The sequence below is a fragment of the Marinicrinis lubricantis genome (genome assembly GCF_042658665.1).
In the GTDB taxonomy this organism is placed as follows: Bacteria; Bacillota; Bacilli; order Paenibacillales; family KCTC-33676; genus Marinicrinis; species Marinicrinis lubricantis.
This window is the reverse complement of sequence record NZ_JBHSQV010000036.1, coordinates 52,355-78,186: the sequence shown is the minus strand read 5'-3', so window position 1 is coordinate 78,186 and position 25,832 is coordinate 52,355. Positions and strand designations below refer to the sequence as shown.

Annotated in this window: 24 protein-coding genes; all 24 read left to right on the top strand. The window is 46.7% G+C overall.

The window, feature by feature from the left end; translation table 11 throughout:
• Window positions 1-128: 128 nt before the first annotated feature.
• The 24 genes from rimP (at window position 129) to sleB (ending at window position 25,785) form a co-directional block, all read left to right on the top strand.
• Entirely contained in the window at window positions 129-593 is a 465-nt protein-coding gene (rimP, locus tag ACFPXP_RS07150; RefSeq protein ID WP_379893538.1) for a ribosome maturation factor RimP, read from the top strand.
• Window positions 594-633: 40 nt separating this feature from the next.
• Entirely contained in the window at window positions 634-1,749 is a 1,116-nt protein-coding gene (gene nusA / locus ACFPXP_RS07145; RefSeq protein ID WP_379893537.1) for a transcription termination factor NusA, read from the top strand.
• Window positions 1,750-1,792: 43 nt separating this feature from the next.
• A complete protein-coding gene (gene rnpM / locus ACFPXP_RS07140; RefSeq protein ID WP_379893536.1) occupies window positions 1,793-2,107 on the top strand; it encodes an RNase P modulator RnpM in 315 nt (104 codons plus the stop codon).
• Window positions 2,097-2,429 carry a L7Ae/L30e/S12e/Gadd45 family ribosomal protein gene (locus ACFPXP_RS07135; protein WP_379893535.1) on the top strand — a complete coding sequence of 111 codons (333 nt, stop codon included), beginning with the start codon at window positions 2,097-2,099 and terminating at the stop codon, window positions 2,427-2,429. The genes rnpM and ACFPXP_RS07135 overlap by 11 nt, the downstream gene beginning before the upstream one ends.
• A 43-nt stretch (window positions 2,430-2,472) precedes the next feature.
• On the top strand, window positions 2,473-4,941 hold the full coding sequence (gene infB, locus ACFPXP_RS07130) for a translation initiation factor IF-2 (RefSeq protein WP_379893686.1): 2,469 nt from the start codon (window positions 2,473-2,475) through the stop codon (window positions 4,939-4,941).
• Window positions 4,942-4,947: 6 nt separating this feature from the next.
• Window positions 4,948-5,304 (top strand): 30S ribosome-binding factor RbfA, encoded by a 357-nt coding sequence (gene rbfA / locus ACFPXP_RS07125; RefSeq protein ID WP_379893534.1) that lies wholly within the window; start codon window positions 4,948-4,950, stop codon window positions 5,302-5,304.
• Entirely contained in the window at window positions 5,304-6,290 is a 987-nt protein-coding gene (locus ACFPXP_RS07120) for a DHH family phosphoesterase (protein WP_379893533.1), read from the top strand. Before rbfA ends, ACFPXP_RS07120 begins: the two co-directional genes overlap by 1 nt.
• Window positions 6,283-7,191 (top strand): tRNA pseudouridine(55) synthase TruB, encoded by a 909-nt coding sequence (gene truB / locus ACFPXP_RS07115; RefSeq protein ID WP_379893532.1) that lies wholly within the window; start codon window positions 6,283-6,285, stop codon window positions 7,189-7,191. The genes ACFPXP_RS07120 and truB overlap by 8 nt, the downstream gene beginning before the upstream one ends.
• A 13-nt stretch (window positions 7,192-7,204) precedes the next feature.
• Window positions 7,205-8,152, top strand: a complete 948-nt coding sequence (locus ACFPXP_RS07110) for a bifunctional riboflavin kinase/FAD synthetase (RefSeq protein WP_379893531.1) — start codon at window positions 7,205-7,207, stop codon at window positions 8,150-8,152.
• 128 nt (window positions 8,153-8,280) lie between these two features.
• A complete protein-coding gene (gene rpsO, locus ACFPXP_RS07105; RefSeq protein ID WP_379893530.1) occupies window positions 8,281-8,550 on the top strand; it encodes a 30S ribosomal protein S15 in 270 nt (89 codons plus the stop codon).
• Between the two features lie 319 nt (window positions 8,551-8,869).
• Window positions 8,870-10,975, top strand: coding sequence for a polyribonucleotide nucleotidyltransferase (pnp, locus tag ACFPXP_RS07100; RefSeq protein ID WP_379893529.1), 2,106 nt, complete (start codon window positions 8,870-8,872; stop codon window positions 10,973-10,975).
• Window positions 10,976-11,151: 176 nt separating this feature from the next.
• Window positions 11,152-12,156: a polysaccharide deacetylase family protein gene (locus ACFPXP_RS07095; RefSeq protein ID WP_379893528.1), complete on the top strand. Its 1,005-nt coding sequence runs from the start codon at window positions 11,152-11,154 to the stop codon at window positions 12,154-12,156.
• A 77-nt stretch (window positions 12,157-12,233) separates the two neighbouring features.
• Window positions 12,234-13,481, top strand: a complete 1,248-nt coding sequence (locus ACFPXP_RS07090) for a M16 family metallopeptidase (RefSeq protein ID WP_379893527.1) — start codon at window positions 12,234-12,236, stop codon at window positions 13,479-13,481.
• The gene (gene dut, locus ACFPXP_RS07085) at window positions 13,478-13,924 is read left to right on the top strand and encodes a dUTP diphosphatase (RefSeq protein ID WP_379893526.1); all 447 of its coding nucleotides are present in this window, start codon (window positions 13,478-13,480) and stop codon (window positions 13,922-13,924) included. Before ACFPXP_RS07090 ends, dut begins: the two co-directional genes overlap by 4 nt.
• A gap of 227 nt (window positions 13,925-14,151) precedes the next feature.
• On the top strand, window positions 14,152-15,048 hold the full coding sequence (gene dpsA / locus ACFPXP_RS07080) for a dipicolinate synthase subunit DpsA (RefSeq protein ID WP_379893525.1): 897 nt from the start codon (window positions 14,152-14,154) through the stop codon (window positions 15,046-15,048).
• Window positions 15,048-15,647 (top strand): dipicolinate synthase subunit B, encoded by a 600-nt coding sequence (locus tag ACFPXP_RS07075; RefSeq protein WP_379893524.1) that lies wholly within the window; start codon window positions 15,048-15,050, stop codon window positions 15,645-15,647. The genes dpsA and ACFPXP_RS07075 overlap by 1 nt, the downstream gene beginning before the upstream one ends.
• Window positions 15,648-15,759: 112 nt before the next feature.
• A complete protein-coding gene (locus ACFPXP_RS07070) occupies window positions 15,760-16,800 on the top strand; it encodes an aspartate-semialdehyde dehydrogenase (protein ID WP_379893523.1) in 1,041 nt (346 codons plus the stop codon).
• 63 nt (window positions 16,801-16,863) lie between these two features.
• The gene (gene dapG / locus ACFPXP_RS07065) at window positions 16,864-18,111 is read left to right on the top strand and encodes an aspartate kinase (protein WP_379893522.1); all 1,248 of its coding nucleotides are present in this window, start codon (window positions 16,864-16,866) and stop codon (window positions 18,109-18,111) included.
• 12 nt (window positions 18,112-18,123) lie between these two features.
• Window positions 18,124-18,993 (top strand): 4-hydroxy-tetrahydrodipicolinate synthase, encoded by an 870-nt coding sequence (dapA, locus tag ACFPXP_RS07060; protein WP_379893521.1) that lies wholly within the window; start codon window positions 18,124-18,126, stop codon window positions 18,991-18,993.
• A 240-nt stretch (window positions 18,994-19,233) separates the two neighbouring features.
• Complete coding sequence (locus ACFPXP_RS07055; protein WP_379893520.1) at window positions 19,234-20,910, top strand: ribonuclease J; 1,677 nt, start codon at window positions 19,234-19,236, stop codon at window positions 20,908-20,910.
• A gap of 302 nt (window positions 20,911-21,212) precedes the next feature.
• Window positions 21,213-21,980: a ClpP family protease gene (locus ACFPXP_RS07050; protein WP_379893685.1), complete on the top strand. Its 768-nt coding sequence runs from the start codon at window positions 21,213-21,215 to the stop codon at window positions 21,978-21,980.
• Window positions 21,977-22,204: a YlzJ-like family protein gene (locus ACFPXP_RS07045; RefSeq protein WP_379893519.1), complete on the top strand. Its 228-nt coding sequence runs from the start codon at window positions 21,977-21,979 to the stop codon at window positions 22,202-22,204. The genes ACFPXP_RS07050 and ACFPXP_RS07045 overlap by 4 nt, the downstream gene beginning before the upstream one ends.
• Before the next feature lie 65 nt (window positions 22,205-22,269).
• Complete coding sequence (locus ACFPXP_RS07040; protein ID WP_379893518.1) at window positions 22,270-24,873, top strand: DNA translocase FtsK; 2,604 nt, start codon at window positions 22,270-22,272, stop codon at window positions 24,871-24,873.
• A 129-nt stretch (window positions 24,874-25,002) separates the two neighbouring features.
• Window positions 25,003-25,785 (top strand): spore cortex-lytic enzyme, encoded by a 783-nt coding sequence (gene sleB / locus ACFPXP_RS07035; protein WP_379893517.1) that lies wholly within the window; start codon window positions 25,003-25,005, stop codon window positions 25,783-25,785.
• Window positions 25,786-25,832 lie beyond the last annotated feature (47 nt).

Sequence of the window (25,832 nt, the reverse complement as noted above, 5' to 3'; positions counted from 1 at the left end):
TTTTCGGAAGAAAGAGTGGGGAAACCCACTCTTCTCTTTTGGAGAAAATACCTTATACGGGTAGTTTCCCGCATCGGCACAAACCGAATGATCGGAATACGCTAAGAACTAAAGGAGGCCAACACTAAGTGGGTCAACAAACCATCAAAGCCAAAGTCGAACAAATGGTTCAGCCTTTCTTGGAGGAACACGGTTTTGAACTGGTCGATATTGAGTACGTTAAAGAAGGTGCGAACCGCTTTTTACGCATATTTGTAGATAAAGAAGACGGCATTGATATTGAAGACTGCGGTCGCATCAGCGAATTTATGAGCGCCAAACTGGATGAAGAAGATCCAATTCCCGACGCTTATTTTCTAGAGGTTTCTTCGCCAGGAGCGGAAAGACCGCTTAAGAAGCCTCGGGATTTTGAACGTTCTATAGGGAAATATGTTTTGGTTACAACGTACGAACCGATCGATGGGCAAAAAGAGTTTGAAGGCACGCTGACCGCCTATCAGGCAGACGAACATCTCGTGGTGAAAGTAGGCAAGAAAGACATTCAAATTCCTCTGGATAAAGTGGGGAACGCAAGACTCGCCATTCAATTTTGACAAATAGGGATACATATCTGAGAGGAGGACGACGCATTCCATGAATACAGATTTTATTGAAGCGTTGAATGAGATTGAAAGGGAAAAAGGAATCAATAAGGACGTTTTGATCGAGGCGATCGAGGCGGCGCTGATCTCGAGCTACAAGAGGAATTTTAATACTGCAGCCAATGTTCGAGTGGATATCAACCGAATGACGGGTGTTATCAAGGTATATGCCCGTAAAACTGTTGTCGATGAAGTATTGGATTCAAGGCTCGAAATTTCACTTGATGCGGCGCATGAAATGAATCCAAACTACCATTTGGATGATATTGTCGAGATCGAGGTTACACCGAGAGATTTTGGCCGTATTGCTGCCCAGACGGCGAAGCAGGTCGTCACGCAGCGTATTCGAGAAGCGGAGAGAGGCCTCATTTATGAAGCCTATGTGGATAAGGAAGAAGATATTATTACGGGCATTGTGCAGCGAATTGATCAGCGCAATCTGTATGTTGACCTCGGCAAAGTCGAAGCGGTGCTGCCGCTGGGCGAAATGATGCCGAACGATAAGATCGGCCAGGGAGATCGTATTAAAGCGTTTATTACCAAGGTCGAAAATACGACCAAGGGACCTCAAATCTTCTTGTCTAGAACACATCCAGGCTTACTCAAGCGATTATTCGAGCTGGAAGTTCCGGAAATCTATGACGGTATCGTGGAAATTCGTTCAGTAGCGCGTGAAGCGGGATACCGTTCAAAAATTGCGGTCTATTCCGATAATCCAGATGTCGATCCAGTCGGCTCCTGTGTCGGCCCGAAAGGCTCGCGTGTACAGACGATCGTGAATGAATTGAACGGAGAAAAAATCGACATTGTTCGGTGGTCTGACCATATCGAAGAATACGTCGCCAATGCGCTCAGTCCTTCTCAGGTCGTGGAAGTCATCGTGATGGAGAAGGAAAAGATGGCGCGCGTCATCGTTCCTGATCATCAGCTCTCATTGGCCATTGGTATTCGCGGGCAAAACGCGAGACTTGCGGCCAAATTGACCGGTTGGAAAATCGATATTAAGAGCAATACACAGGCGATCGAAGAGGCGTGGAAGACGGAATCGTCTGAACCTGTAGAACATGAAGCAGGTGCCGACAACGCCTTGCAGGAAGAAATCGAATAATCGGAATATATAGAACGGATTTCGTGGCAGAGGAGTGTTTCGAATGAAGCAGAGAAAGGTGCCTTTGCGCAAATGCATTGCATGTCAAAAGATGCTCTCCAAAAAGGAACTCATTCGCATTGTAAAAACACCTGAAGATGACATCGTTGTCGATTTTACGGGAAAAAAATCAGGACGCGGGGCATATACATGCGGTTCATTGGAAAGTGTGGCGATGATGCGAAAGACTCGGGCGCTGGAGCGTGCGCTCGGTTGTACAATTCCGGCAGAGGTATATGACCGAATTGAAGCGGAAATTCGGGAAAAGAATCGTCAAGTGATCTGCGCCAAGGAAGGGACGGCTGAGGTTGAACCATAATCAGAAGCTGACGTCGCGGATTGGTTTGGCACAGCGTGCGGGGAAGCTGGTTATGGGTGAAGAAGGAGTGATCAAGGCGATAAGAAACGGTGAAGCCTACGCTGTCATTATCGTTCGAGACGCTTCAGAGAACACTCGAAAAAAAATCAGTGATAAATGTGCCAGCTATGGAGTTCCTTTGTTGGAAATATTGGATCGATATGAGCTGGGAGCTTGCACCGGGAAAGATGTAAGAGTGTCAGCAGCCGTTACGGATGAAGGGTTCGCCCGAATGATACAGGAGAGTGCGAAACAATATACGGAGGTGGACGGTATTGACTAAACACGAGAAGCAGAGGGTTTATGAGTACGCGAAGACCATCAATATGAGTAGTAAAGAGATTATTACCATTATGAAACGTCTCGACATACCGGTAAATAATCATATGAGCGTCATGGAATCGGATGCCATTGCAAAGGTGGAAAAGTTTTTCAAGGATATCAAAGAAAATGCAGCGGCTAAGCAGCAAAAGAAAGAACAAAAAGGGGAAGCGATAGCAACCGTGCAAAATGTAACGAATCAAAATACATCACAGAATCAGTCTAGTGCGGATAAATCCGTATCTAGTGAACGCCAGCAGGACCGTAAGCCACAGCAAGCGTCTCGTACGCAGAACCGGAATAGCAACGGGGAGCAAAGAAGAGATGCTCGCACGCAAGGGACATCACAACAAGGAAGACCAACCGGCCAAGGTGGCCAAGGCGACCGCAGCAAAGAATTCGGTCAAAGAAGAAATCATCCGCAAGGTGCAAATCAAGGGCAAGGCCAGAGAGCGCAGGGACAAGGAAATGCGGGACAGAATGCAAGAAGGGATTCTTCCAGACCATCTGTTCCTTCCAAGCCTGCGAATGCTGCTCTTCGTTCGGAAGAAGAATTTAACGCATCCAAAGGGAAGACCACGAAGAAGGATAAAGCCAATCCGAAACGATTTGATGATAATAAAGTGAGCACCATTAAAGGCGGAGGCCGTGGCGGAAAAAACTTCAAAGGCAAACGCAATCAGCAGCATAGAGGTCAAGAACGCAGAGAAAAAGTGGATAATACGCCGAAGAAGGTTATTGTCCGCGGAACGATGACCGTCGGTGAAGTAGCGAAGCTGTTCCATAAAGATGCTTCAGAACTTATTAAGAAGCTGTTGATGATGGGTGTCATGGCGACGATCAACCAAGAGCTCGATTTGGACACGATTCAGCTGATATCTGCTGAATTTGGCATTGAAGTGGAACTGAAGCTGCCTGTTGAAGAGGATCCATTCGAAATGGATGAGGTCGTCGAAGATCCCGAGAATCTAATGGAACGTCCACCGGTTGTTACCATCATGGGTCACGTTGACCACGGGAAAACTACATTACTAGATGCCATCCGTCACACCAATGTAACAGCTGGGGAAGCGGGAGGCATCACGCAGCATATTGGTGCATATCAGGTAGAGAGCAACGGGAAGAAAATTACGTTCTTGGACACCCCGGGTCACGAAGCGTTTACAACCATGCGTGCACGCGGATCAAAGGTGACCGACATTACGATTCTTGTCGTGGCTGCGGATGACGGTGTTATGCCGCAAACCGTTGAAGCGATCAACCATGCGAAGGCGGCTAACGTACCGATCATCGTTGCGGTCAACAAAATCGACAAGCCGGAAGCCAATCCGGATAAAATTCGCCAAGAGCTGACGGAGTATGCTCTTATTCCTGAAGAATGGGGTGGGGAAACCATCTTCGTCAATGTATCGGCGAAAAGCAGAACAAATCTAGACGAACTGCTGGAAATGATCTTGCTGGTTGCTGAAGTGCAGGAATTGAAGGCTAATCCAAACACAACTGCGAAAGGTACCGTTATTGAAGCAGAGCTGGACAAAGGGAAGGGGCCTGTTGCCCGTATTCTGGTTCAAGACGGAACGCTTCGTATTGGGGATCCGTTCGTCGCAGGTGTTTTCTTCGGACGTGTTCGTGCCATGGTGAACGACAAAGGGCGTCGTCTGAAGGAAGCGGGACCTTCTACACCTGTAGAGATTACCGGACTCCATGAAGTGCCGCAGGCAGGAGACCGCCTGATCGCTTTCGATGATGAGCGCAAGGCAAGAGAAATTGCTGACAAGCGGACGATTACACTCAGAGAAAGCGAATTAAACAGCAGCTCACGCGTGACATTGGATGATCTATACAAGCACATTCAGGAAGGCGAAATGAAAGAGCTGTTCGTCATCATTAAAGCCGATGTTCAAGGTTCGGCCGAGGCGCTGAAAGGCTCCTTGGAGAAAATTGACATCGAAGGTGTTCGCGTGAAAATTATTCACACGGGCGTAGGTGCAATTACGGAGTCCGACATTATCTTGGCCTCTGCATCGAATGCCATTATTATTGGCTTCAACGTTCGTCCAGAACCTGCAGCGAAAATCACGGCTGACCAGGAGAAGGTCGATATTCGCCTGCATCGGATTATCTACAATGTCATTGAAGAAATTGAACAGGCGATGAAAGGAATGCTCGATCCGGTTTACAAAGAACAGGTAACGGGTCAAGCGGAAATCCGCAACATCTTTAAAATTAGTAAAATTGGTACCGTTGCGGGCTGTATGGTCATTTCAGGTAAAATTACCCGCAATGCTCAGCTTCGTGTCATTCGCAACGGAATTGTCGTATATGAAGGCGAACTGGATGCCTTGAAACGGTTTAAGGATGACGTCAAGGAAGTTGCACAGGGATACGAGTGCGGTATTTCTGTGAAAAACTTCAACGATCTCAAAGAAGGAGATATCCTAGAAGCTTTCGTCATGGAAGCAGTTGAGAGGTGAACATAGATGGCGAAAATCCGGGTCGGCCGGGTCGGCGAGCAAATAAAAAAAGAACTCAGTGTTTTGATTCAAACGGAGATTAAAGATCCGAGGGTCGGCTTCATTACAGTAACCGGCGTAGATGTGACGAACGACCTTTCCCTTGCTCGTGTGTATTTGAGTATTATGGGAGACGATGAGCAGAAGGCAAATACGCTGAAAGCTCTAGAAAAGGCGAAGGGCTTCCTGAGATCAGAAGTTGGCAAAAGGATCCGTCTACGGCATGTGCCCGAAATCGAATTTCGTTTCGACACTTCGATCGAATACGGCAGCCGCATAGAGAAATTGCTTCATCAAATTCAAGATAAGGACACGGATCGCTGATGAAGACTGCATATCAAGATCAGCTGCATGAAGCCAAACGATTTATGGAAAGCTACAACCACTTTTTGGTTGTCTCCCATATTCATCCAGACGGAGATGCGGCGAGCTCCACTTGCGCGATTGGTTTGATCTTGGACTTTTTAGGAAAACCGTACACCCTCATGAATGAGGGTGCGGTTCCTGGAAAGTTGTCCTACTTAAAAGGATTTGACCAAATTGTCAATTATACATTGTCTGACCGAAATTATTCCTTCGACGCGGTGATTAGTGTGGATTGTGCTGATTTTGAGCGTATGGGTGAGACTGTTAAGCTTTTTCCAAAGGATATTCCGCTGCTCAATATTGATCACCACCCGACGAACGATCAGTTCGGCACCGTTAATCTTGTTGAACCTCAAGCGGCAGCGACCGCAGAAATCTTGTTCGACTTAGTAGAATACATACAGATTCCATGGTCGAAAGAGCTGTCAGATTGTATTTATACGGGTTTGCTTACCGATACGGGAGGCTTTCGTTATTCGAATACGTCTTCCAAAGTAATGAAGGCAGCTTCTCAGCTTCTAGACTACGGCACGGATGGGTACGAGCTGTCGGACAGACTGCTCGAGCAAACGACCCGTGCTCATGTGGAGCTGCTCAAAAAATCGCTTAACAGCTTAAGCTTTGCACATGATGATCAAATCGCTTGGGTCACGGTAGGGAAAGAAGACATGCGGGAAACAGGAGCCATGCAAGAAGATTTAGAAGGGATTGTGAACTATCCCCGTAATATTGCAGGTGTCGAAGTCGGTATGCTTTTTAAGGAAATGATGGACGGTACCGTAAAATGCAGCTTTCGCTCCGCAGGCAAGGCCGATGTAGCCCGCATCGCACAGAAATTCGGTGGAGGCGGTCATGTTCGAGCTGCAGGCGCAACGTTAAAAGCACCGCTCACACAAGCGATTGAGATGGTGGTCGAAGAAGTGAAGAGGGCTCTCGATGCTTGAGGGAGTACTGCCCATTTATAAGCCTGCAGGAATGACGTCTCACGATGTGGTTGCAAAGGTTAGACGCATATTGAAAATTCGCAGAATAGGCCACACCGGCACGCTTGATCCGGCCGTGACAGGTGTTCTTCCTCTCTGCATCGGAAGGGCGACCCGTCTTGTAGAATATATTCAAGAACGTCCTAAGCAATATGAAGCTGAAATGCTATTCGGATATGCTACCGATACCGAGGATACGACAGGAGAGACGATAGAGAAGGCAAAGGAAGTCCATATTTCTGAGGAGGACGTCCACCGGGCGCTGCAAGCGTTCGTCGGTACGATTGAGCAGGTTCCTCCTATGTTTTCTGCTGTTAAAGTGGGCGGAAAGCGTCTATATGAGTTGGCTAGGCAGGGTCAGACCGTAGAGCGTAAACCAAGAACCGTTCAAGTTTACGCGATCGAACTGCTGTTTTTTCAAGCTGTAGAACCTTACCCTATTTTGCGCTTTCGGGCAGACTGCTCGAAGGGGACTTACATTCGTACACTATGTGTAGATATCGGTAAAGCTCTCGGCGTGCCTGCGGTCATGAGCAAGCTGGTACGTACCCAAACCGGTTCATTCGCACTATCGGACTGTGTTACTCTAGAGCAGCTGCAAGCGGCTGCGGATGAAGGACGTGTGCAGCAGCTGCTTACAGCTGCTGACCGCGCGGTGGCACATCTGCCGGAACTGCACTTGTTCCAGAAGGAAGCCATAAAAGTGATGAATGGACAAGTTCTTGAACTAGCTGAACAGCCATTTCCTTCCGGTCTTGTGCGAGTTTACGGTGACGATCTTGGGTTTATTGGAATTTATGAGTGGAATGAACAATCCGGCAAACTCGTTCCAGCGAAAGTTTTCAGAACATTGAATGAATAGAGAGGTGAAAGGATTGAAAGTCATTCATTTATCGCATCCGATCCAATTCAACGAGAAGGAACAACAGATCGATTCTCACGTCATGGCGATCGGAGACTTTGACGGTGTGCATCTTGGTCATCAAAAAGTGATCCGTCATGCTGTCGATTGGGCGCAGTACCAGGGAATCGCAGCTTCGGTGATGACCTTTCACCCTCATCCTAGAGAGGTTCTGGGCAATGAGCAATACAGCAGAACGTTGGCTTCGCTGCAGGATCGGCTGGACCGATTCGAACAGCTCGGCGTCGATATGGTGTTTGTTGTAGAGTTCCATGCAGAGTTTGCCAAACTTTCACCGGAAGTATTTTTGAATCAATACGTGAAGCAGCTAAAAGCACGAGCGGTCGTCGTAGGCTTTGATTTCAAGTTTGGCAATAAAGGCGCCGGCAATGCCCAGACTTTAGAAGCATGGGCGGGTGGTGAAGGAATTCTGGTCCACATTATTCCCGCCTATCAGTTGGACGGGGAAAAGATTAGCAGCTCTCAGATCCGTGAACTCATTGAGAAGGGTCGGGTCAAGGAAGCCAAGCACCGCTTGGGCTATTATTATACGATTGCGGGAAAAGTCATTCACGGACATGCCAGAGGCAGAACGATTGGCTTTCCAACGGCAAACTTGGAGTTGAATCATGCATATGTTTTGCCGCAGTCTGGTGTTTATGCCGTATTAGTGACTGCTGATGAGGACCGCAGGATGGCTGGCGTTATGAATATCGGCGTGAAACCGACTTTTCATTCCGGCCACGATCTGTCCATCGAGGTACATATTATGGATTTTCAAGGAGACCTTTACGGCAAAACCTTGCAGGTGGAAATATTGGAGCATATTCGGGCAGAGCAGAAGTTTCCTTCCATTGAAGCATTGGTGGAACAAATCAAACGAGACAGTGAAAACGCGAAAAAGATTGCGGAGCAAGTTTAAAACATTTACTTTATTCCTGTTCTTATGTTATACTATTTCACGTTATGAAAATTGAACCGTAGCTTGGAGTTTCGTCTCACCAGCGGGTTCTGGGCTAGCGGCGATTATGAAAAGAGGAGGTGAACGGGATGGCAATGACACAAGAGCGTAAACAACAGCTAATTCAAGAGTATAAAACTCATGAAACGGATACAGGATCCCCTGAAGTACAGATCGCTATCCTGACAGAAGATATCCAAAATCTGACTGATCATTTGCGTACGCACAAAAAAGATCATCATTCCCGCCGTGGATTGTTGAAAATGGTAGGTCAGCGCAGAAAGCTTCTTGCTTATTTGAAAAACAAAGACGTAAAACGTTACAGTTCTTTGATCGAAAGACTCGGACTGCGCCGCTAATAGCTGTGAGCAAAAAACAACCTCTGTCACCGGAGATGCTTCGGGCTGGAGGTTGTTTTTTCATACACCAATCCATTTCATAAATGATCTAAATACCGATTTTGTAACTACATATGGATCGATTGAACCGTTCGATACAACATGTGTAGCCTTGATTAAAGCTGCTGATGGTATTATGAAATTGATTTCGCTTATGCATTTTTTTTAATGGGACTGTTGTAATTTTTCCCATGGTGGAAGGAAATAATGAACATAATGACGAATTAGAATAAGATTTAAGGTTCCTTGGAATTACATAATTGAGTTTAGGAGGGAATGTATGGAACAACGTATTGAAATGGATCTTGCCGGAAGAAAACTGGTACTCGAAACCGGAAGACTAGCGAAACAGGCGAATGCCGCGGTGACCGCCCGTTATGGTGATACGGTCGTGCTATGTACGGTCACAGCATCCAATGAGCCGAAAAATTTGGATTTTTTTCCGTTAACGGTCAATTATGAGGAAAGATTGTACGCCGTAGGTAAAATTCCAGGGGGATTTATTAAAAGAGAAGGACGTCCGAGCGAGAAAGCGATTTTGGCTGGACGCTTGATTGACCGTCCGATACGACCTTTGTTTCCAGAAGGTTTTCGTAATGAAGTACAGATCGTTGCTCTCGTGATGAGCGTCGATCAGGATTGCTCTCCGGAAGTGGCAGCGATGATTGGTACGTCGGCTGCACTCAGCATATCGAACGTGCCTTTCCAAGGCCCTGTAGGCGGTGTGGTCGTCGCGCGGGTAGATGGTCAGCTGATCATTAATCCGACTGTAGAACAGGATGAGAAAAGCGATTTATATATCGTTGTTGCGGGAACGAAAGACGCCATTATGATGGTTGAAGGTGAGGCTAACGAAATTCCAGAAGAAGAAGTGCTGGAAGCGATTATGTTCGGCCATGAGGAAATCAAGAAAATCGTGGCTAAGCAAGAAGAGCTGGTGGAGTTAGCAGGTAACCCGAAAATGGAAGTCGTGCTTCACGAAGTAGATTCTGAGGTGAATCAAAAGGTTCGCGAATTTGCGCAAAGCCGTCTGCTCGAGGCTGTACAAGTTCAGGAGAAGCATGCCAGACAAGAAGCGATTGACAGAGTCAATCAAGAGACGATGGAGCATTTTACCGAACTGTTTGCTGAAGAACCAGAGAAGCTTGCTGATGTGAATGAAGTGCTCCACGACATTGTGAAAGAAGAAGTGCGCCGCTTAATTACGCATGATAAAGTGAGACCGGATGGAAGAGCACTGAATGAAATTCGTCCGATTGAATGCGATGTGTCGCTGCTTCCAAGAACGCACGGCTCCGGCTTGTTTACGAGAGGACAGACGCAGGCACTCAGTATTTGTACGCTGGGCGCATTAGGTGACGTGCAGATTTTGGATGGTATTGATCTGGAAGAAACAAAACGTTTTATGCATCATTACAACTTCCCTCCGTTCAGCGTCGGCGAAGCAAGACCTTTAAGAGCGCCTGGACGCCGTGAAATTGGGCATGGAGCATTGGGTGAAAGAGCACTTGCGAAAGTGATTCCGTCTGAAACCGAATTCCCGTACACGATTCGCTTAGTGTCTGAGGTGCTCGAATCGAATGGATCGACTTCTCAAGCAAGTATTTGCGCAAGTACACTCGCCATGATGGATGCAGGTGTTCCGATTAAGGCGCCAGTTGCCGGTATCGCAATGGGACTCATCAAAGACGGAGATCATTTCTCGATCTTGACCGATATCCAAGGGATGGAAGACCATCTTGGCGATATGGACTTTAAAGTAGCGGGAACGTCGAAAGGTGTAACAGCGATTCAGATGGATATTAAAATCGATGGAATCAACCGCAGCATTTTGACCCAAGCACTCTCTCAAGCAAAAGATGGAAGAATGTTTATCTTGGGTAAAATGATGGAGGCGATTTCCGAGCCAAGAAATACGCTGTCCCGATATGCACCTAAGATTTTAACGATGCAAATCAATCCGGATAAGATTCGAGATGTGATTGGAACCGGTGGTAAAGTGATTAACAAGATCATTGAAGAAACCGGCGTTAAAATTGATATCGAGCAGGATGGACGCGTATTTATCGCTTCAGCGAACGATGAGATGAATCAGAAGGCAAGACAAATTATCGAGAATTTAACGAAGGAAGTGAAGGCCGGAGAGATTTATCTTGGTACGGTTAAACGGATTGAGAAATTCGGCTGCTTCGTTGAAATTTTGCCAGGCAAGGAAGGACTTGTGCACATTTCTCAGCTTTCCACGGAACGAGTGGGTAAAGTAGAGGATGTAGTGGCGATTGGTGATTCGATTACAGTCAAAGTAACCGAAATCGATCAGCAGGGTCGTATTAATTTGTCAAGAAAAGCCGCACTTCCTCAGCAGCCGCAGGTGCCGCAATCGTAGGATGTGAAGCATTCAAGTAAATAACGATGGAGAAAGAGTCAGAACCGTTTCTGTCTCTTTTTTTAATGGAAAAATACTTCCTATAAATGTTTTTTCATCCCCTTCATGACCATGTATAAATGTGGACAAACTTACATACATATGATTTCAACGACATCGAAGAAGGGGTAAAAATAATGAAACCAAGAAAATGGCTGCTTCTATGCTTCATTCCGCTTGTTTACATGGTGTTAAAGCTGCTGCCGCAAGTCGATACGTATATTCATTCTATCCAATGGGCCGCAGCCGTACGACATACGGAAGAAGCAGTACAAGGAAAACCAGGTGGCGAGAGCCATGGAGTGGATCAGGAATTAATGAAAAGAATACAGGAAGGAGCTCGGCAGCGAAGCGAGGAAGCCAAGGATGCACGTATCGACTCGGTTTGGAAGGCAATCCCCGCGTATAATGGCTTGCTCGTTGATGTGGAGCAGACGTACCGCGTTTCTCAGGGCCATAAGGAAATTATTTGGGTTTATGAGGAAGTAGAACCTAAGGTTCGCTTGGAGGATCTCGGAGCACAGCCGATCTATCGCGGGAATCCGAATAAACCGATGGCGTCCATTATGATCAATGTCGCTTGGGGTGACGAGTTTCTGCCTTCGATTCTGGATACGCTGGAACGTGAAAATGTGCACGCCACCTTTTTCCTTGATGGCAAATGGCTAAGCAAGCATATGGATACCGCAAAAGAGATTTTGGCTGCAGGACATGAGCTTTCGAATCATGCTTACTCCCACAAAAATATGAGTGAATTAAGCACAGAGGAAGCGAAGCAGGAAATTGTCCGCACCGAGCAGCTGCTGAAGGAATTAGGAGTAGAAAATCGGTTGTTCGCACCGCCTTCAGGAGATTTCGACGCGGAAACGGTCCGCATCGCCAAGGAACTGAACTTATACACCATATTGTGGACACTGGATACGGTGGATTGGAAAAAACCGCCTGCCGATTCTATCGTAAGAAAAATTTCTGCAGGTGTAGAACCGGGCTCACTTATTCTAATGCATCCTACCGAATCCTCAAGCAGAGCGCTGCCCGGTATGATACAAGCGATCAAGCAAAAAGGTCTGATCATAAGCACGGTCTCCGATTTGATCTCGCCGAAAAGACCTGATTCAGTTGAGACGCCGTTCTATTTTTGATAAGATACCGAGTAGCTCCGTATTTTTGTAGACTCATATAGGCCTTATGCAACAACGGGCCCTTTAGGGGGATTGTAGTGAAGCATCATACATTATCTAACGGTATGCGAGTCGTGATAGAAACCATTCCTACCTGTCGATCTGTATCGTTCGGAATTTGGGTGAAGACGGGCTCTCGCAGCGAAACGAAAGAAAATAACGGGATTTCTCATTTTATTGAGCACATGCTCTTCAAAGGAACGGACCGTTACAGCGCGAAAGATATAGCGGATTATTTCGACGGAATCGGCGGAATGATTAATGCCTTTACGGCTAAGGAATATACGTGCTATTATACCAAGGTTCTCGACGAGCATCTGCCCGGTGCACTCGAGTACTTAGCCAGCATGTACTTTGATTCTGTTTTCGATGAAGAAGATATGGAAAAGGAAAAAAATGTGGTCCTTGAGGAAATTTCGATGTACGAGGATACGCCGGACGATCAAGTACATGATTTGCTGGCGGAAGCCTGCTACGGCGACCACTCATTAGGCTATTCGATTTTGGGCACGGAAAGCAATCTCGCTTCTTTTAAACCAGATGATTTAAGAAGGTATATGAAGGAGTATTACACCGTAGATCATACCGTCATTAGTTTGGCAGGGAACGTAGATGAGCGGATCATACCGCTATTGGAGCAGCATTTTTCACGTTCTAACAACCATAGTACGGCTATTGCCTACGAAGCTCCCGTATTTACACCGAAGTCGCTGTTCATCAAGAAGGCAACCGAGCAGAATCATATTTGTCTATCATTCCCGGGCCGATCACTGCAGGATCCACATCTATACTCGATGATTTTGTTAAACAATAATATCGGTGGTGGGATGAGCTCGAGATTGTTCCAAGAAATCCGAGAAAAAAGAGGACTGGCTTACTCGGTTTATTCGTACCATTCCTCCCATGCGGACAGTGGATTGTTCACGATTTATATCGGTACCGCTCCGAAACAGACAGAGGAAGTGCTCAAAGTAACGATGAGCATTCTGGAAGAGATCCAAGCAAAAGGTTTGACCGAGGAAGAGCTGCATCGGGGCAAGGAACAAATGAAAGGCAGTCTGATCCTTAGTCTGGAAAGCAACAGCAGCCGAATGAATCGGAATGGAAAAAATGAACTCATGCTCGGCCGTCACGATACGCTTGATGAGATGGTTCGACGTATTGAAGCCGTTCAGATGGAAGATATCAGACAGATGATTCAACAAGTTATTGCACAGCCTTTTGCTTCGGCGATGGTCGGCAATTCTGACGAAGCGTTAAATCGCATGAGGAGGGATGCAGAGTGAGTTATACAGTCCAAATCAAGAGACTCCCTGGGGGCGAAGATCTGCCCCTGCCGCAGAAAATGTCCGAATGGGCAGCTGGCTTTGATCTCTACGCGGCTGTAAGCGAACCTGTCGTCCTGCAGCCTGGCGAAAGACAGCTGATTCCGACAGGCTTTGCGATGGCCATGCCCCCTGAGCTGGAAGCACAAATCAGGCCGCGCAGCGGACTCGCGTATAAACACGGAATTACATGCTTGAATACTCCAGGAACGATCGACGCGGATTACCGGGGAGAAGTCAAAGTGCTGCTCATAAATTTAGGTCAAGAATCGTTTGAGATTCAGCGCGGAGAACGGATTGCTCAAATGGTCATTCAAGTAATTCCAAAAGTCGAGCTTACGCAAGTAGAGGAACTGTCCGATACCGTTCGCGGCGCGGGAGGCTTCGGGCATACGGGGAAATAATCTTAATAGCTGTATGATGGATATAACGGTCTTTGAGGGGAATATTCCCCTATCTGTACATAACCTTCGGCATCACTGTGTTCTCACAGGCTGCTGAAGGTTTTTTTTTATTTGTGCTTGGAAGTCCAAACTGTACTGCAATCGTGCATATGAAATGGAGAGTAACCTAAAAATGGGCTCTCGCATAAGATGTCATGTAAACCGCGACAGAAGGGAGTGTGTGAGCCATGTTGACGGGAATTCATGCCGTGTTTATTGGCGGAGATGCAAGACAATTAGAAGTGATTCAGAAGTTTGCTGAAAAGGATGCTACGGTAACGCTGATCGGATTTGATAATTTGCAAAATCAGTTTTCCGGCGTCAAAAAAGCTTCTTTGTCTGAAGAACTGCTTCGAGAGGCCGATGTAATCCTGCTGCCGGCGGTGGGGACGGATGATAACGGAAAAATCGATTCGATCTTTTCATCGGAAGAACTAATATTGACCGAGGAGCTCATGCGAAGCATGAAGAAAAGATGCACGATTTATACCGGCATGGCAAAACCTTACTTAAAAAAGATGTGTCATGAGCATGGTGTGCGGCTGGTTGAATTGTTTGATAGAGACGATGTGGCGATCTACAATTCTGTACCTACTGCAGAAGGCGCCTTAATGCTGGCGATTCAAAACACTGACATTACCATACATGGTTCCGAGTGTATTGTGCTGGGATTAGGCAGAACGGGGATAACCATGGCGAGAACGCTGCAAGGAATTGGAGCAAAGGTGAAGGTAGGCGTACGGAAGAAAGAGCATTACGCAAGAGCGGAGGAAATGCGCTTTAATCCTTTTTATGTTCAGGACTTGGCCTCCGAGGTGTCGAATGTAGACTTAATTTTTAATACGGTGCCGGCCATGATTGTTACGGCTCAAGTGATTTCCCACATGCCTCATCGTTCGGTAATCATCGATCTGGCCTCTCGTCCGGGAGGAACGGATTTTCGTTTTGCTGAAAAAAGAGGGATTAAAGCGATCTTGGCTCCGGGGTTGCCCGGTATTGTAGCCCCTAAGTCAGCAGGGAAGATCATTGCCAATTGTGTGATTGACTTGATTATGGAAGATCAAGAGAAATGGGGGAATGGCTGATGGATTGGAAAGGAATTAACGTTGGTTACGCATTGTCTGCCTCGCACTGCACTTTTGAAGAAGTCATGCCGCAAATCCAACGATTTGTGGACGCAGGAGCGAAAGTATATCCGATTGCCACCTATTCTGTAATGAATACCGATACTCGTTTCGGAAAATCCGAAGATTGGCAAAAACAGTTGAAAGAAATGACGGGGAATGATATTATTGCTTCAATCGTGGATGCTGAACCACTCGGTCCATCCAAGCTTCTCGATGTAATGGTGATCGCACCTTGCACCGGGAATACGACGAGCCGATTGGCGAATGCAATCACAGACAGTCCGGTGTTAATGGCTGCTAAATCCCAAATGCGCAATCAACGTCCGCTTGTTCTAGGGATTTCAACCAACGACGGTCTTGGGCTTAATTTCGCGAATATCGCGAAGCTGGTTGTGGCCAAAAATATATATTTCGTCCCTTTTGGTCAGGATGCCCCGGATAAGAAGCCAAACTCACTAGTCGCTAGAATGGAACTCATCATGGAAACGTGTGAAGCGGCACTTCAGGGTAAGCAGCTGCAGCCCATGGTAATCGAAAAATTCAAAGACCTGGCGTAGACTTGGGGAAAAGCTTTGGGCATGATCGGCACTGCGTATTCTTGAAATCATTCATTTCATGAATATGTAGTGCTGTTTCAAATATGTACCCCAAATAAGAGGAGCAATTCACATGTCGAATCAAAAGCAGTTTAATGTAGCAGTCGTCGGAGCTACCGGTGCGGTTGGACAGAATATCATCAAATTGTTGGAGGAGCGAAATTTTCCTATCAACGAACTAAAGCTGCTTTCATCTGCGAGATCTGCGGGCAAAGCCGTACCTTTCAAACGCAGCGAAATAACTGTTCAAGAGGCGATGCCGCAAAGCTTTGAAGGAATCGATATTGCATTGTTCAGTGCAGGCGGTGAAGTCAGTAAAACGCTGGTACCGCATGCTGTACAAAGCGGTGCCATTGTCATTGACAATACGAACGCTTTTCGGATGGATCCAGATACACCGCTTATTGTTCCGGAAGTGAATATGGACCAAATGAATGGACATAAAGGTGTCATTGCCAACCCAAACTGTTCAACGATTCAGCTGGTCGCCGCACTAAAGCCCTTGCATGACTGCTATGGCATTTCCAAAGTGATTGTTTCAACTTACCAAGCGGTATCCGGCGCCGGAGTTCAAGCGATTGAGGAGACGCTGCGACAAAGCAGGGAAGTGCTTGATGGCCATGAGGTTAAGCCTGACATCTTACCGGTAGGTTCTCTGCCGAAGAAGCATCAGATCGCTTTCAATGCCATTCCTCAAATTGATAAGTTTGAAGAAAACGGCTTTACGTTGGAAGAAATGAAAATGATAAGAGAAACGAAAAAAATACTGGGCGATGATTCGATTGAAGTGACAGCGACCTGCGTTCGCATCCCTGTCATCTACGGTCATTCTGAATCGGTTTATGTCGAATTAAAGAAAGATTTCGTGATGGAGGACATCCGCAGCATACTCACTAACGCCCCGGGTATTGTACTGCAGGATGATCCCAAGCAGCAGCTTTATCCGTTAGCTGTGAACGCAGCGGGAAGGCCTGATGTCTTTGTTGGCCGGCTGCGTAAAGATTTAAATCATATGCGTGCGCTGAATATGTGGATTGTATCTGACAATCTGCTTAAGGGCGCAGCATGGAACGCTGTGCAAATCGCGGAGTACATCGCAATCGAACAAAAGTAAATCGTTTCAGCTGTGCCATGATCGTTCCGAATGTCGAGACGATATACAGCAGGAGGGAATCGTGTGCGGATACTCGTTCAAAAATTTGGAGGAACATCTCTTGCCACTGGAAAGGCAAGGAAGCAAGCCGTTCATCATGTAAAGAGGGCTCTTGAAGAGCAGTACAGTGTCGTCGTCGTAGTGTCAGCGATGGGACGTAAGGGTGACCCCTACGCGACGGATACCTTGTTAGAATTGGTGCAGTCCCACGGCAGCCTGCTTCAAAGCCGAGAAACCGACTTGCTATTAAGCTGCGGTGAGTTGATTTCTGCCGTTGCCTTTTGCAGTATGTTGAAGGAAGAAGGCATTCAAAGTACGGTATTGACAGGTCCCCAAGCTGGAATTATTACGAATGGAGATTACGGTAATGCCCAAATCGTATCGATTCAGACGAGCCGAATGATGAAGCACTTAGATGAAGGCAAAGTGGTTGTGGTAACGGGCTTCCAAGGGAAATCGGTGACCGATGAGATCACGACACTCGGCCGGGGCGGCAGCGACACATCGGCGACGGCTATCGGTGCGGCGCTTCATGCGGAATTTGTTGATATATTTACAGATGTAGAAGGCATATTAACGGCTGATCCAAAGATTGTGAAGGATACCAGCCGTCTTTCTGCAGTAAGCTATATGGAGATCTGCAACATGGCTTATCAAGGGGCAAAGGTGATTCATCCGCGAGCTGTCGAAGTGGCCATGCAGGCCAACATTCCTGTTCGCGTGCGATCCACCTTTTCCGAAGATGAAGGAACGCTCGTCGCATCTCCGGAGCATTTGCAAAAAAAATCGATTTTTGTTCGTGATCGCTATGTGACAGGGATCGCCAGCGTATCTCATGTCACACAACTTCAAATTATGTCAGATGAAGGGCAGTACGATCTCCAACTCAAAGTGTTTAAAGCCATGGCGCAAAATAATATTAGTGTCGATTTTATCAATGTCAACCCTTCGGGCGTCGTCTACACCGTTTTTGACCATCAAGTGTATGATGCACTGCGTGTCATTGATGAACTGGGCTATCATGCGATATATACCAGCAATTGTGCCAAGATTTCCGTCATTGGCGGCGGTATGAACGGTGTTCCAGGCATTATGGCATCTATCGTAGAAGCGTTAACGGAAGCGGACATACAAATATTGCAATCAGCCGATTCGAATACAACCATATGGGTGCTGGTTGCTGGAGAACACATGGAAAAAGCCATGCAAGCTTTGCATTCTAAATTTAATTTGCATGCTTTGAGCGAGACGGCCGCAAGCCGAGAACAATAAGGGGGAAGGAAAGTGGATTTTGGCAGACTTGTGACAGCCATGGTCACGCCATTCGATTCAGATTTACAAGTGGATTACGCAAAAACGGAAGAACTGGTTGACAGATTAATTCGCCATCAGCATACAGACAGTATTGTGGTGTGCGGAACAACCGGAGAATCACCTACATTAACAGACGAGGAAAAGGTTAAACTGTTTGAAATAGCAGTGAAGGCGGCCGGAGGACGATGCAAGATTATTGCCGGAACGGGTTCGAACAATACGGCACATTCGATCGAGCTTACGCAATTGGCCCAAAAGGCGGGAGTGGATGGAGTATTATTGGTGGCTCCGTATTATAATCGTCCGAACCAGGAAGGATTGTATCAGCATTTTAAGACGATTGCTGAATCCACAGATTTGCCGGTCATGCTGTACAATATTCCAAAACGAACAGGTGTCACTCTCAGCACAGACTTGATTGTGCGTTTATCGAACATAGACAATATCGTCGCTACGAAGGAATCGACGGGGGATCTGGAGCAAATCGCCCAGATTGCAGCTCAAACATCAGACAGCTTCAAAGTATACAGCGGTGATGATTCTTTAACACTGCCGGTGCTTTCGGTAGGCGGTTATGGTATCGTAAGTGTGGCCAGCCATATTATTGGCAAAGAAATAAAGCAAATGGTGGAGCACTTTGTATCAGGAAAAGTGCAAGAGGCGGCAAGCTTGAACGCGCAGCTGCTGAATATATTTACCGGTTTGTTCATCTGCCCGAATCCGGTTCCGGTGAAATACGCTCTAGAACTGCAGGGCTTCCAAGCCGGTGGAGTGAGACTCCCTCTTGTTTGGCCGAACGAAACAGAGCAAGCGGCGATCCGCAAGCTATTTTCCAAGTAAATCATTTATAGGGTGTTAGAGTAAAGGAAAGAACCTCTTAAAAAGGAAATATTTTGTGAAGGTAAAACCAATGTCTAACGGCATCGGTTTTATTTTTTTGGGAATAATATACATAAGACATTTCACTGTCCACTTGTTTTTTGCGTTTTTCTTCATGTATAATTAATATCAAGTGACTGGGTACGGTTCTAATGGTTTGATTTATATAAAAAGTCGTCAATATAATATAGGAGGATATTCATGTCAAAAAAGAATACGGATAAATTAGTCATTTTCGCCCTGGGCGGCTTGGGTGAGATTGGCAAAAATATGTATGCTGTACAGTATGCAAATGATATTGTTGTCATTGATTCAGGTCTAAAATTCCCGGAAGAAGATATGTTGGGTGTAGATATTGTAATCCCTGATATATCTTATCTTCTTGAAAATAAAGACAAGGTTCGAGGCATTCTGATTACACATGGTCATGAAGACCATATCGGCGGCCTTCCTTATGTCTTGAAACAACTGAATGTTCCAATTTATGGCACAAAGTTGACTCTCGGACTTATTGAAGCCAAGCTCCGCGAAGCGAATATACTGGGAGAAACGAAACGTATTTTAATCAATGCGGATTCTGAAGTGAAGCTGGGCTCGATGACAGCGACCTTCTTCGCTACAAATCACAGTATTCCAGATTCAGTGGGTGTATGCTTGGACACGCCGGAAGGGCTTGTTGTTCATACCGGTGACTTCAAGTTCGATCACACGCCAGTGAATGAACAGTATGCTGACCTGCATCGGATGGCTGAGATCGGCAGCCGAGGCGTGCTCGCATTGTTATCAGACAGCACGAATGCAGAACGACCGGGCTTTACACCATCAGAGAGAAGCGTAGGCAACGAACTCGAAAAACTGTTCTCAAGTGCAGATCAACGAGTTGTTGTAGCTACGTTCGCGTCGAACATTCATCGCATTCAGCAAGTCATCGATGCCGCTTATAGTACGAACCGCAAGCTGACCGTCATCGGCAGAAGCATGGTCAACGTCGTATCGATTGCTTCCGAGCTTGGTTACCTCAATGTGCCGGACGGAATGCTGATTGAGCCGGAAGAGGTGAATAAGCTGCCGGCTGATCGAGTCGTTATTCTTTCTACAGGCAGTCAAGGAGAGCCCATGTCGGCATTAACTCGAATGGCTCGTTCCAACCATAAGAAAATCGACATTCTTCCTGGAGATACCGTGATTATCGCAGCGACGCCGATTCCTGGGAATGAGAAGTATGTCGGTCGTACTGTAGATGAATTATTCCGACTTGGTGCGAATGTGATCTATGGACCGGGCAGCGTATCCGGTGTCCACGTCTCTGGGCATGGCAGTCAGGAAGAACTTAAGCTGATGCTAAATCTGATGCGTCCGAAATACTTCATTCCGATTCACGGTGAATACCGAATGCTCAGACATCATGCGATGCTGGCTGAGTCCGTCGCCATCGAGAAAGAAAACATCTTTATTATGGACAACGGCGACACTGTAGAAATTCAGAATGGAGCGGCTCGGAGAGGATCGAAAATCCAAGTAGGAAATGTTCTCATCGACGGACTGGGTGTCGGAGACGTCGGGAACATTGTCCTTCGTGACCGCAAGCTGCTTTCTCAAGATGGAATTTTAGTCGTCGTCGTTACGTTGAGCAAGCAGGAAGGCAAAATATTGTCAGGCCCTGATATTATCTCAAGAGGTTTTGTATACGTTCGTGAATCGGAAGGCTTGCTGGACGAGGCTAACCGAATCGTTTCCGGAACGCTGAACAAATTAATGAGTGATAATGTGAACGAGTGGGCTTCCTTAAAAACGCATGTTAAAGAAGCATTAGGCCGCTTTTTATATGAACAAACCAGAAGAAGACCGATGATTTTGCCAATCATCATGGAAGTATAACGTTATTCCGCAGTCACTTAAAACCTACCCAAAAAAGCATATAGTGTCGGACGCAGGCTTGTGTACCGGCAATGAAGGTCTCCCATACGGCTATACGGGAGGCCTTTTCTTTTTCCTATTCCGTTTTCGCATAATAATGCCAATCATTTTACATAATAGGTAGGGATATACAACCTGAAAATATGTGATCTGCAAAGGGGTAGTCAAATTATATGAACATGAACCGGTACCAGCCGTATCAACCGAATGTGCAGCAAAATCAGCAGCCGAATATTCAGCTTCCCGGAACGAATCCGAATCCTATGCCGAATCCAGGAATTGGCTCCTATGCTTTTCGTCAATCTGAGCAACCGCCGCAAACGATGCCGGCCCCAGATAAGAAAAATCCAGTCGCCGACAATATTCAGCAGATGGGTACGCCGAATTTGCCGCAGCTCGACTCCAATATCCACTGCTTAACGATCATCGGCCAAGTTGAAGGTCATATCGTGCTCCCGCCGCAAAACAAAACGACGAAATATGAACATATCATTCCGCAATTGGTGGCAGCGGAGACCAATCCGAAAATCGAAGGTGTACTTATCATTTTGAATACAGTAGGAGGAGATGTCGAAGCGGGACTTGCGATTGCCGAGATGATCTCTTCGATGTCTAAACCGACGGTTACGATTGTTTTAGGGGGCGGACATAGTATCGGTGTACCGATCGCCGTTTCTTCGAATTATTCGATTATTGCCGAGACCGCGACGATGACGATTCATCCGATTCGGCTCAACGGACTCATCATTGGCGTTCCGCAAACCTTCGAATATTTAGATAAGATGCAGGATCGTGTCGTCCGCTTTGTAACCACCCATTCCAACATCACGGAAGACAAATTTAAGGAGCTGATGTTCATAACAGGTGAACTGACACGTGATATTGGAACGACAGTCATCGGCGAGGATGCCGTGAAGCACGGATTGATTGATGCCGTTGGTGGTGTCGGTGAAGCGATCAAAGTACTGAATCGCTTGATTGATGAAAAGAAACAGCAAAGTCCGACGCCGAATGGAGGGATGGTTCAGTGACGCTGTATACGGAAGTATCGCTTAACGACATTTTTGAAGGGCACGACCAGTTGACACAAGCCTTGGAAGAGATTCAGGTTGAAGGTGTGACCATGCAGGTGGAACCGATGAGTACAGGGCAAGCCAAAATTGTCAGACTAATCTCTTCGGACCCGAATGATTATCTTAATCCGCGCCTGCAGCCCGGAAGCATCATCGAGTACAAGCCATATCTAATGCCTTAACCGTGCCCTCAGTAGTGGGCATCCCTGGAAAGAGTATGTTATAATAACTTCCGGGGGTGGATCGATTGGCAAAACGACGCAAGCGCAAAAAAAACCTCGGGATGAGTTTAAAATATGAAGTATACGGTATTTTAATTATCGTATTCTCAATCATTTCATTGGCCGGCAAGGAGGATGTCCCCGGTATTGGAAGTGTGGGACGAAGCTTAAGCTACATCAGCTTATTTCTTGCCGGTCAGTTATATTTTGCGATACCGCTGATTTGTATTTACATAGGTTTGTACGTCATGATCAAAAGAGACTGGCCGGTTAAATGGACATTCAAAAAAACCGGAGTTCTTTTGTTTATTTTGGCTCTGTTGATTCTTTTTCATATTGAGCTGTTTACCGACAAATATCCTGCAGGCAATCAAACGTTCGGCACCATTGTCGGACAGCCTTGGCTGAACCTGCAGGAGCAGCTTGCAAATCCGAATTACAGTCAAACGTTTCTGCAGGAAATCGGAGGCGGCCAAATCGGCGCCATTTTGTATGCTTTACTGTTCTTGCTGTTAGATAATCTTGGTGCACGACTGATCGTATGGACACTGTTCGCAATCTCTTTTATTTGTATGACCGGTTGGTCGCTGTCGGACATTGTGAAGAAGCTGCGCAAAGGCTCTGGAGGGTTCATGAAGCAGCTAAAGCTTCGTTTGTCTGAGAGCAGGGCTGCAGTGCGTCAGAGGAAGCGTACACCGGAGCCAGCCGTTTCTGACGATTTTGATTTGTATGATGACGAGCTGCTGGATGAAGAAGCTTGGACACCGGAGTTAAGTTCTTCGAAGCCGAAGAAACGAAAGCTGTTCTTCCAGCTGTTTCAAAATGAAAAGAAAGCGGAATCCCAAAGTCTTGATGATGATTTCGAACCTGCCGAAGATGTGCTTTCGCCTGTTCAGGATGAGGAACAGGTAGTGTACTCCGCAGACGAAAATGGCGAAATGCTTTCGAATGATGCGAAAGCGAAGTACAACGACGATCTAGATGTACCCAGTCATGAGGAGCCTTTATTTAGAGATTTTCAAGAACATGTACTTGTATCAAAATTACCTGCTGTGCAGGATGATTTAGAAATAAAATCCGAGCAGCATGATATGCCGGTGCAGGAGGCAAGTGAACACATTCAGAACGCTGGTTCTGAAGAAGAGCAGCAGCATGATGAAGGTGTTGATGCCGTAAGTCTAGAAGCACCTGTGGAAAGGAAAATACCTTATCAGCTTCCTCCGCTTGATTTACTATCGATGCCATTAGACGGCGGAGCGGGGGGAAGCAGTTCGGATTATCGGGCCAATGCCCGAAAACTGGAAGCTACCTTAGAGAGCTTTGGGGTAAGAGCGCGCGTGCTGGAAGTGGTTAGAGGACCGGCGGTTACCCGGTATGAAATACAGCCGGATATTGGTGTGAAAGTTAGCAGAATCGTTAGCTTAACAGACGATATTGCACTTGCCCTCGCGGCGAAGGACATTCGGATGGAAGCACCCATACCTGGGAAATCTGCCATCGGTATCGAAGTGCCGAATTCCGAGGTATCGATCGTTACGATGCGCGAAGTGATGGAGAGTGCCACGTTCCAGAAATCGGAGGCCAAGCTGTCCATTGCGCTTGGGAGAGATATTTCGGGACAGCCGATCGTCGCCAATCTTGCGAAAATGCCCCATCTCCTTGTGGCAGGTGCGACCGGTTCCGGTAAGTCTGTCTGTATTAACGGAATTATTACGAGTGTCATTTACAAGGCCAAACCGGAAGAGGTCAAGTTCCTCATGATTGATCCGAAAATGGTCGAATTGAACGTCTATAACGGCATTCCGCATCTGCTATCTCCGGTCGTTACTGATCCGCGCAGAGCATCGCTGGCACTCAAGAAAATCGTAAAGGAAATGGAAAATCGCTACGAGCTGTTTTCTAAATCGGGGACACGCAATATCGAAGGCTACAATAAATTACTGGTTCAGGACGGACAGCAGCCGCTGCCGCTCATTGTCGTCATTGTGGACGAGCTGGCAGACTTGATGATGGTAGCCGCCAACGATGTGGAAGACGCGATTTGCCGGCTTGCACAGATGGCTCGCGCCGCTGGCATTCATCTGATTATTGCCACCCAGCGGCCTTCCGTTGACGTCATTACCGGGGTCATCAAGGCGAATATTCCTTCACGAATCGCTTTCGGTGTTTCCTCTCAGGTGGATTCAAGAACGATTCTTGATTCGGTTGGCGCAGAGAAGCTGCTTGGCCGAGGTGATATGCTGTTCCTGCCGGTAGGATCCTCCAAGCCGGTGCGTGTTCAGGGGGCATTTTTGTCAGATCAGGAGGTAGAGGCTGTCGTATCGTTCGTCAGCAAACAGGAAGAAGCGCAGTATCAGGAGGATTTGGTACCGGAAATTGACGATACACAGGAAACAAAGGATGAATTCGAGGACGAGCTGTTCGACCAAGCGGTCGGTATTGTACTAGAGGCTAAGCAAGCTTCAGTATCTTTACTGCAAAGAAGAATGCGAATTGGATATACAAGAGCGGCCCGCTTAATTGACAGTATGGAGGCGAAAGGAATTGTCGGTCCATACGAGGGAAGCAAGCCGAGGGAAGTGCTTACGAGCTTGGAAATGTATCAGCAGCAAAATCGTATCAGCTCGTAACAGATATATCGAGACATCCGGAGTTGTTTTACAATCGAATACCCATACCGCTCTTTGGAAGTAAGAATAGAAGCAGGTGCTGTTTGCAATAATAAGCGTAAATGGATTTCATCAGAAAGGCTGATCTCGATGAATAAACGCTTAATTGTAACCACCTGCTTTATTGTTTTTGTTCTGCTTTCAGTCATGCATTTGAAGGAGTCTCAGCAGACCGATGAAGTATTTAGTAAAAATATCATCAAATATGGTGCTGTTGGATCAGATGTGCGTGAGCTGCAAGGGCGTCTGAAATTTCTAGGATTTTATCACGGCAACGTGGACGGCGATTTCGGTTATCAAACTTTGACCGCCTTGAAATCATTCCAATACAAATTTGGAATGAAGGTGGATGGTATCGCCGGAGCCAAAACAAAGCTGAAGCTGTGGGAGGCTACAAAGAAATGGCGTCCTGGAGCAGGCGATACGGGTCAAACCGGTACTGCCCAGCGGCAAACGGCCCCGAACCAGGCGGGTGCTGGCGGTGCGGCGAATGTCATGTCCAGCTCGCATCGAGGCTTGTCCAGCAACGATATCAAGCTGATGGCCAACGCTGTATACGGTGAGGCTAGAGGAGAACCGTATGAAGGACAAATTGCAGTTGCAGCAGTCATCTTGAACAGGATTGATTCCGAGAGATTTCCGAATACCGTTTCTGGAGTCATCTTTCAGCCAGGCGCCTTTACTGCGGTAGCCGACGGTCAAATTTGGCTGGAGCCGAATGATAAAGCGAAGCGGGCGGTATTAGATGCATTGAATGGAATGGATCCAACCGGAGGATGCATTTACTACTTCAATCCAGCAACAGCAACCTCGAAATGGATATGGAGCCGTACTCAAATTAAAACAATCGGAAAACATATATTCTGCAAATAGACAAATAAGGTTCAGCCAGTCTGAAATTGCAGCTTGCTTTTTTGAAG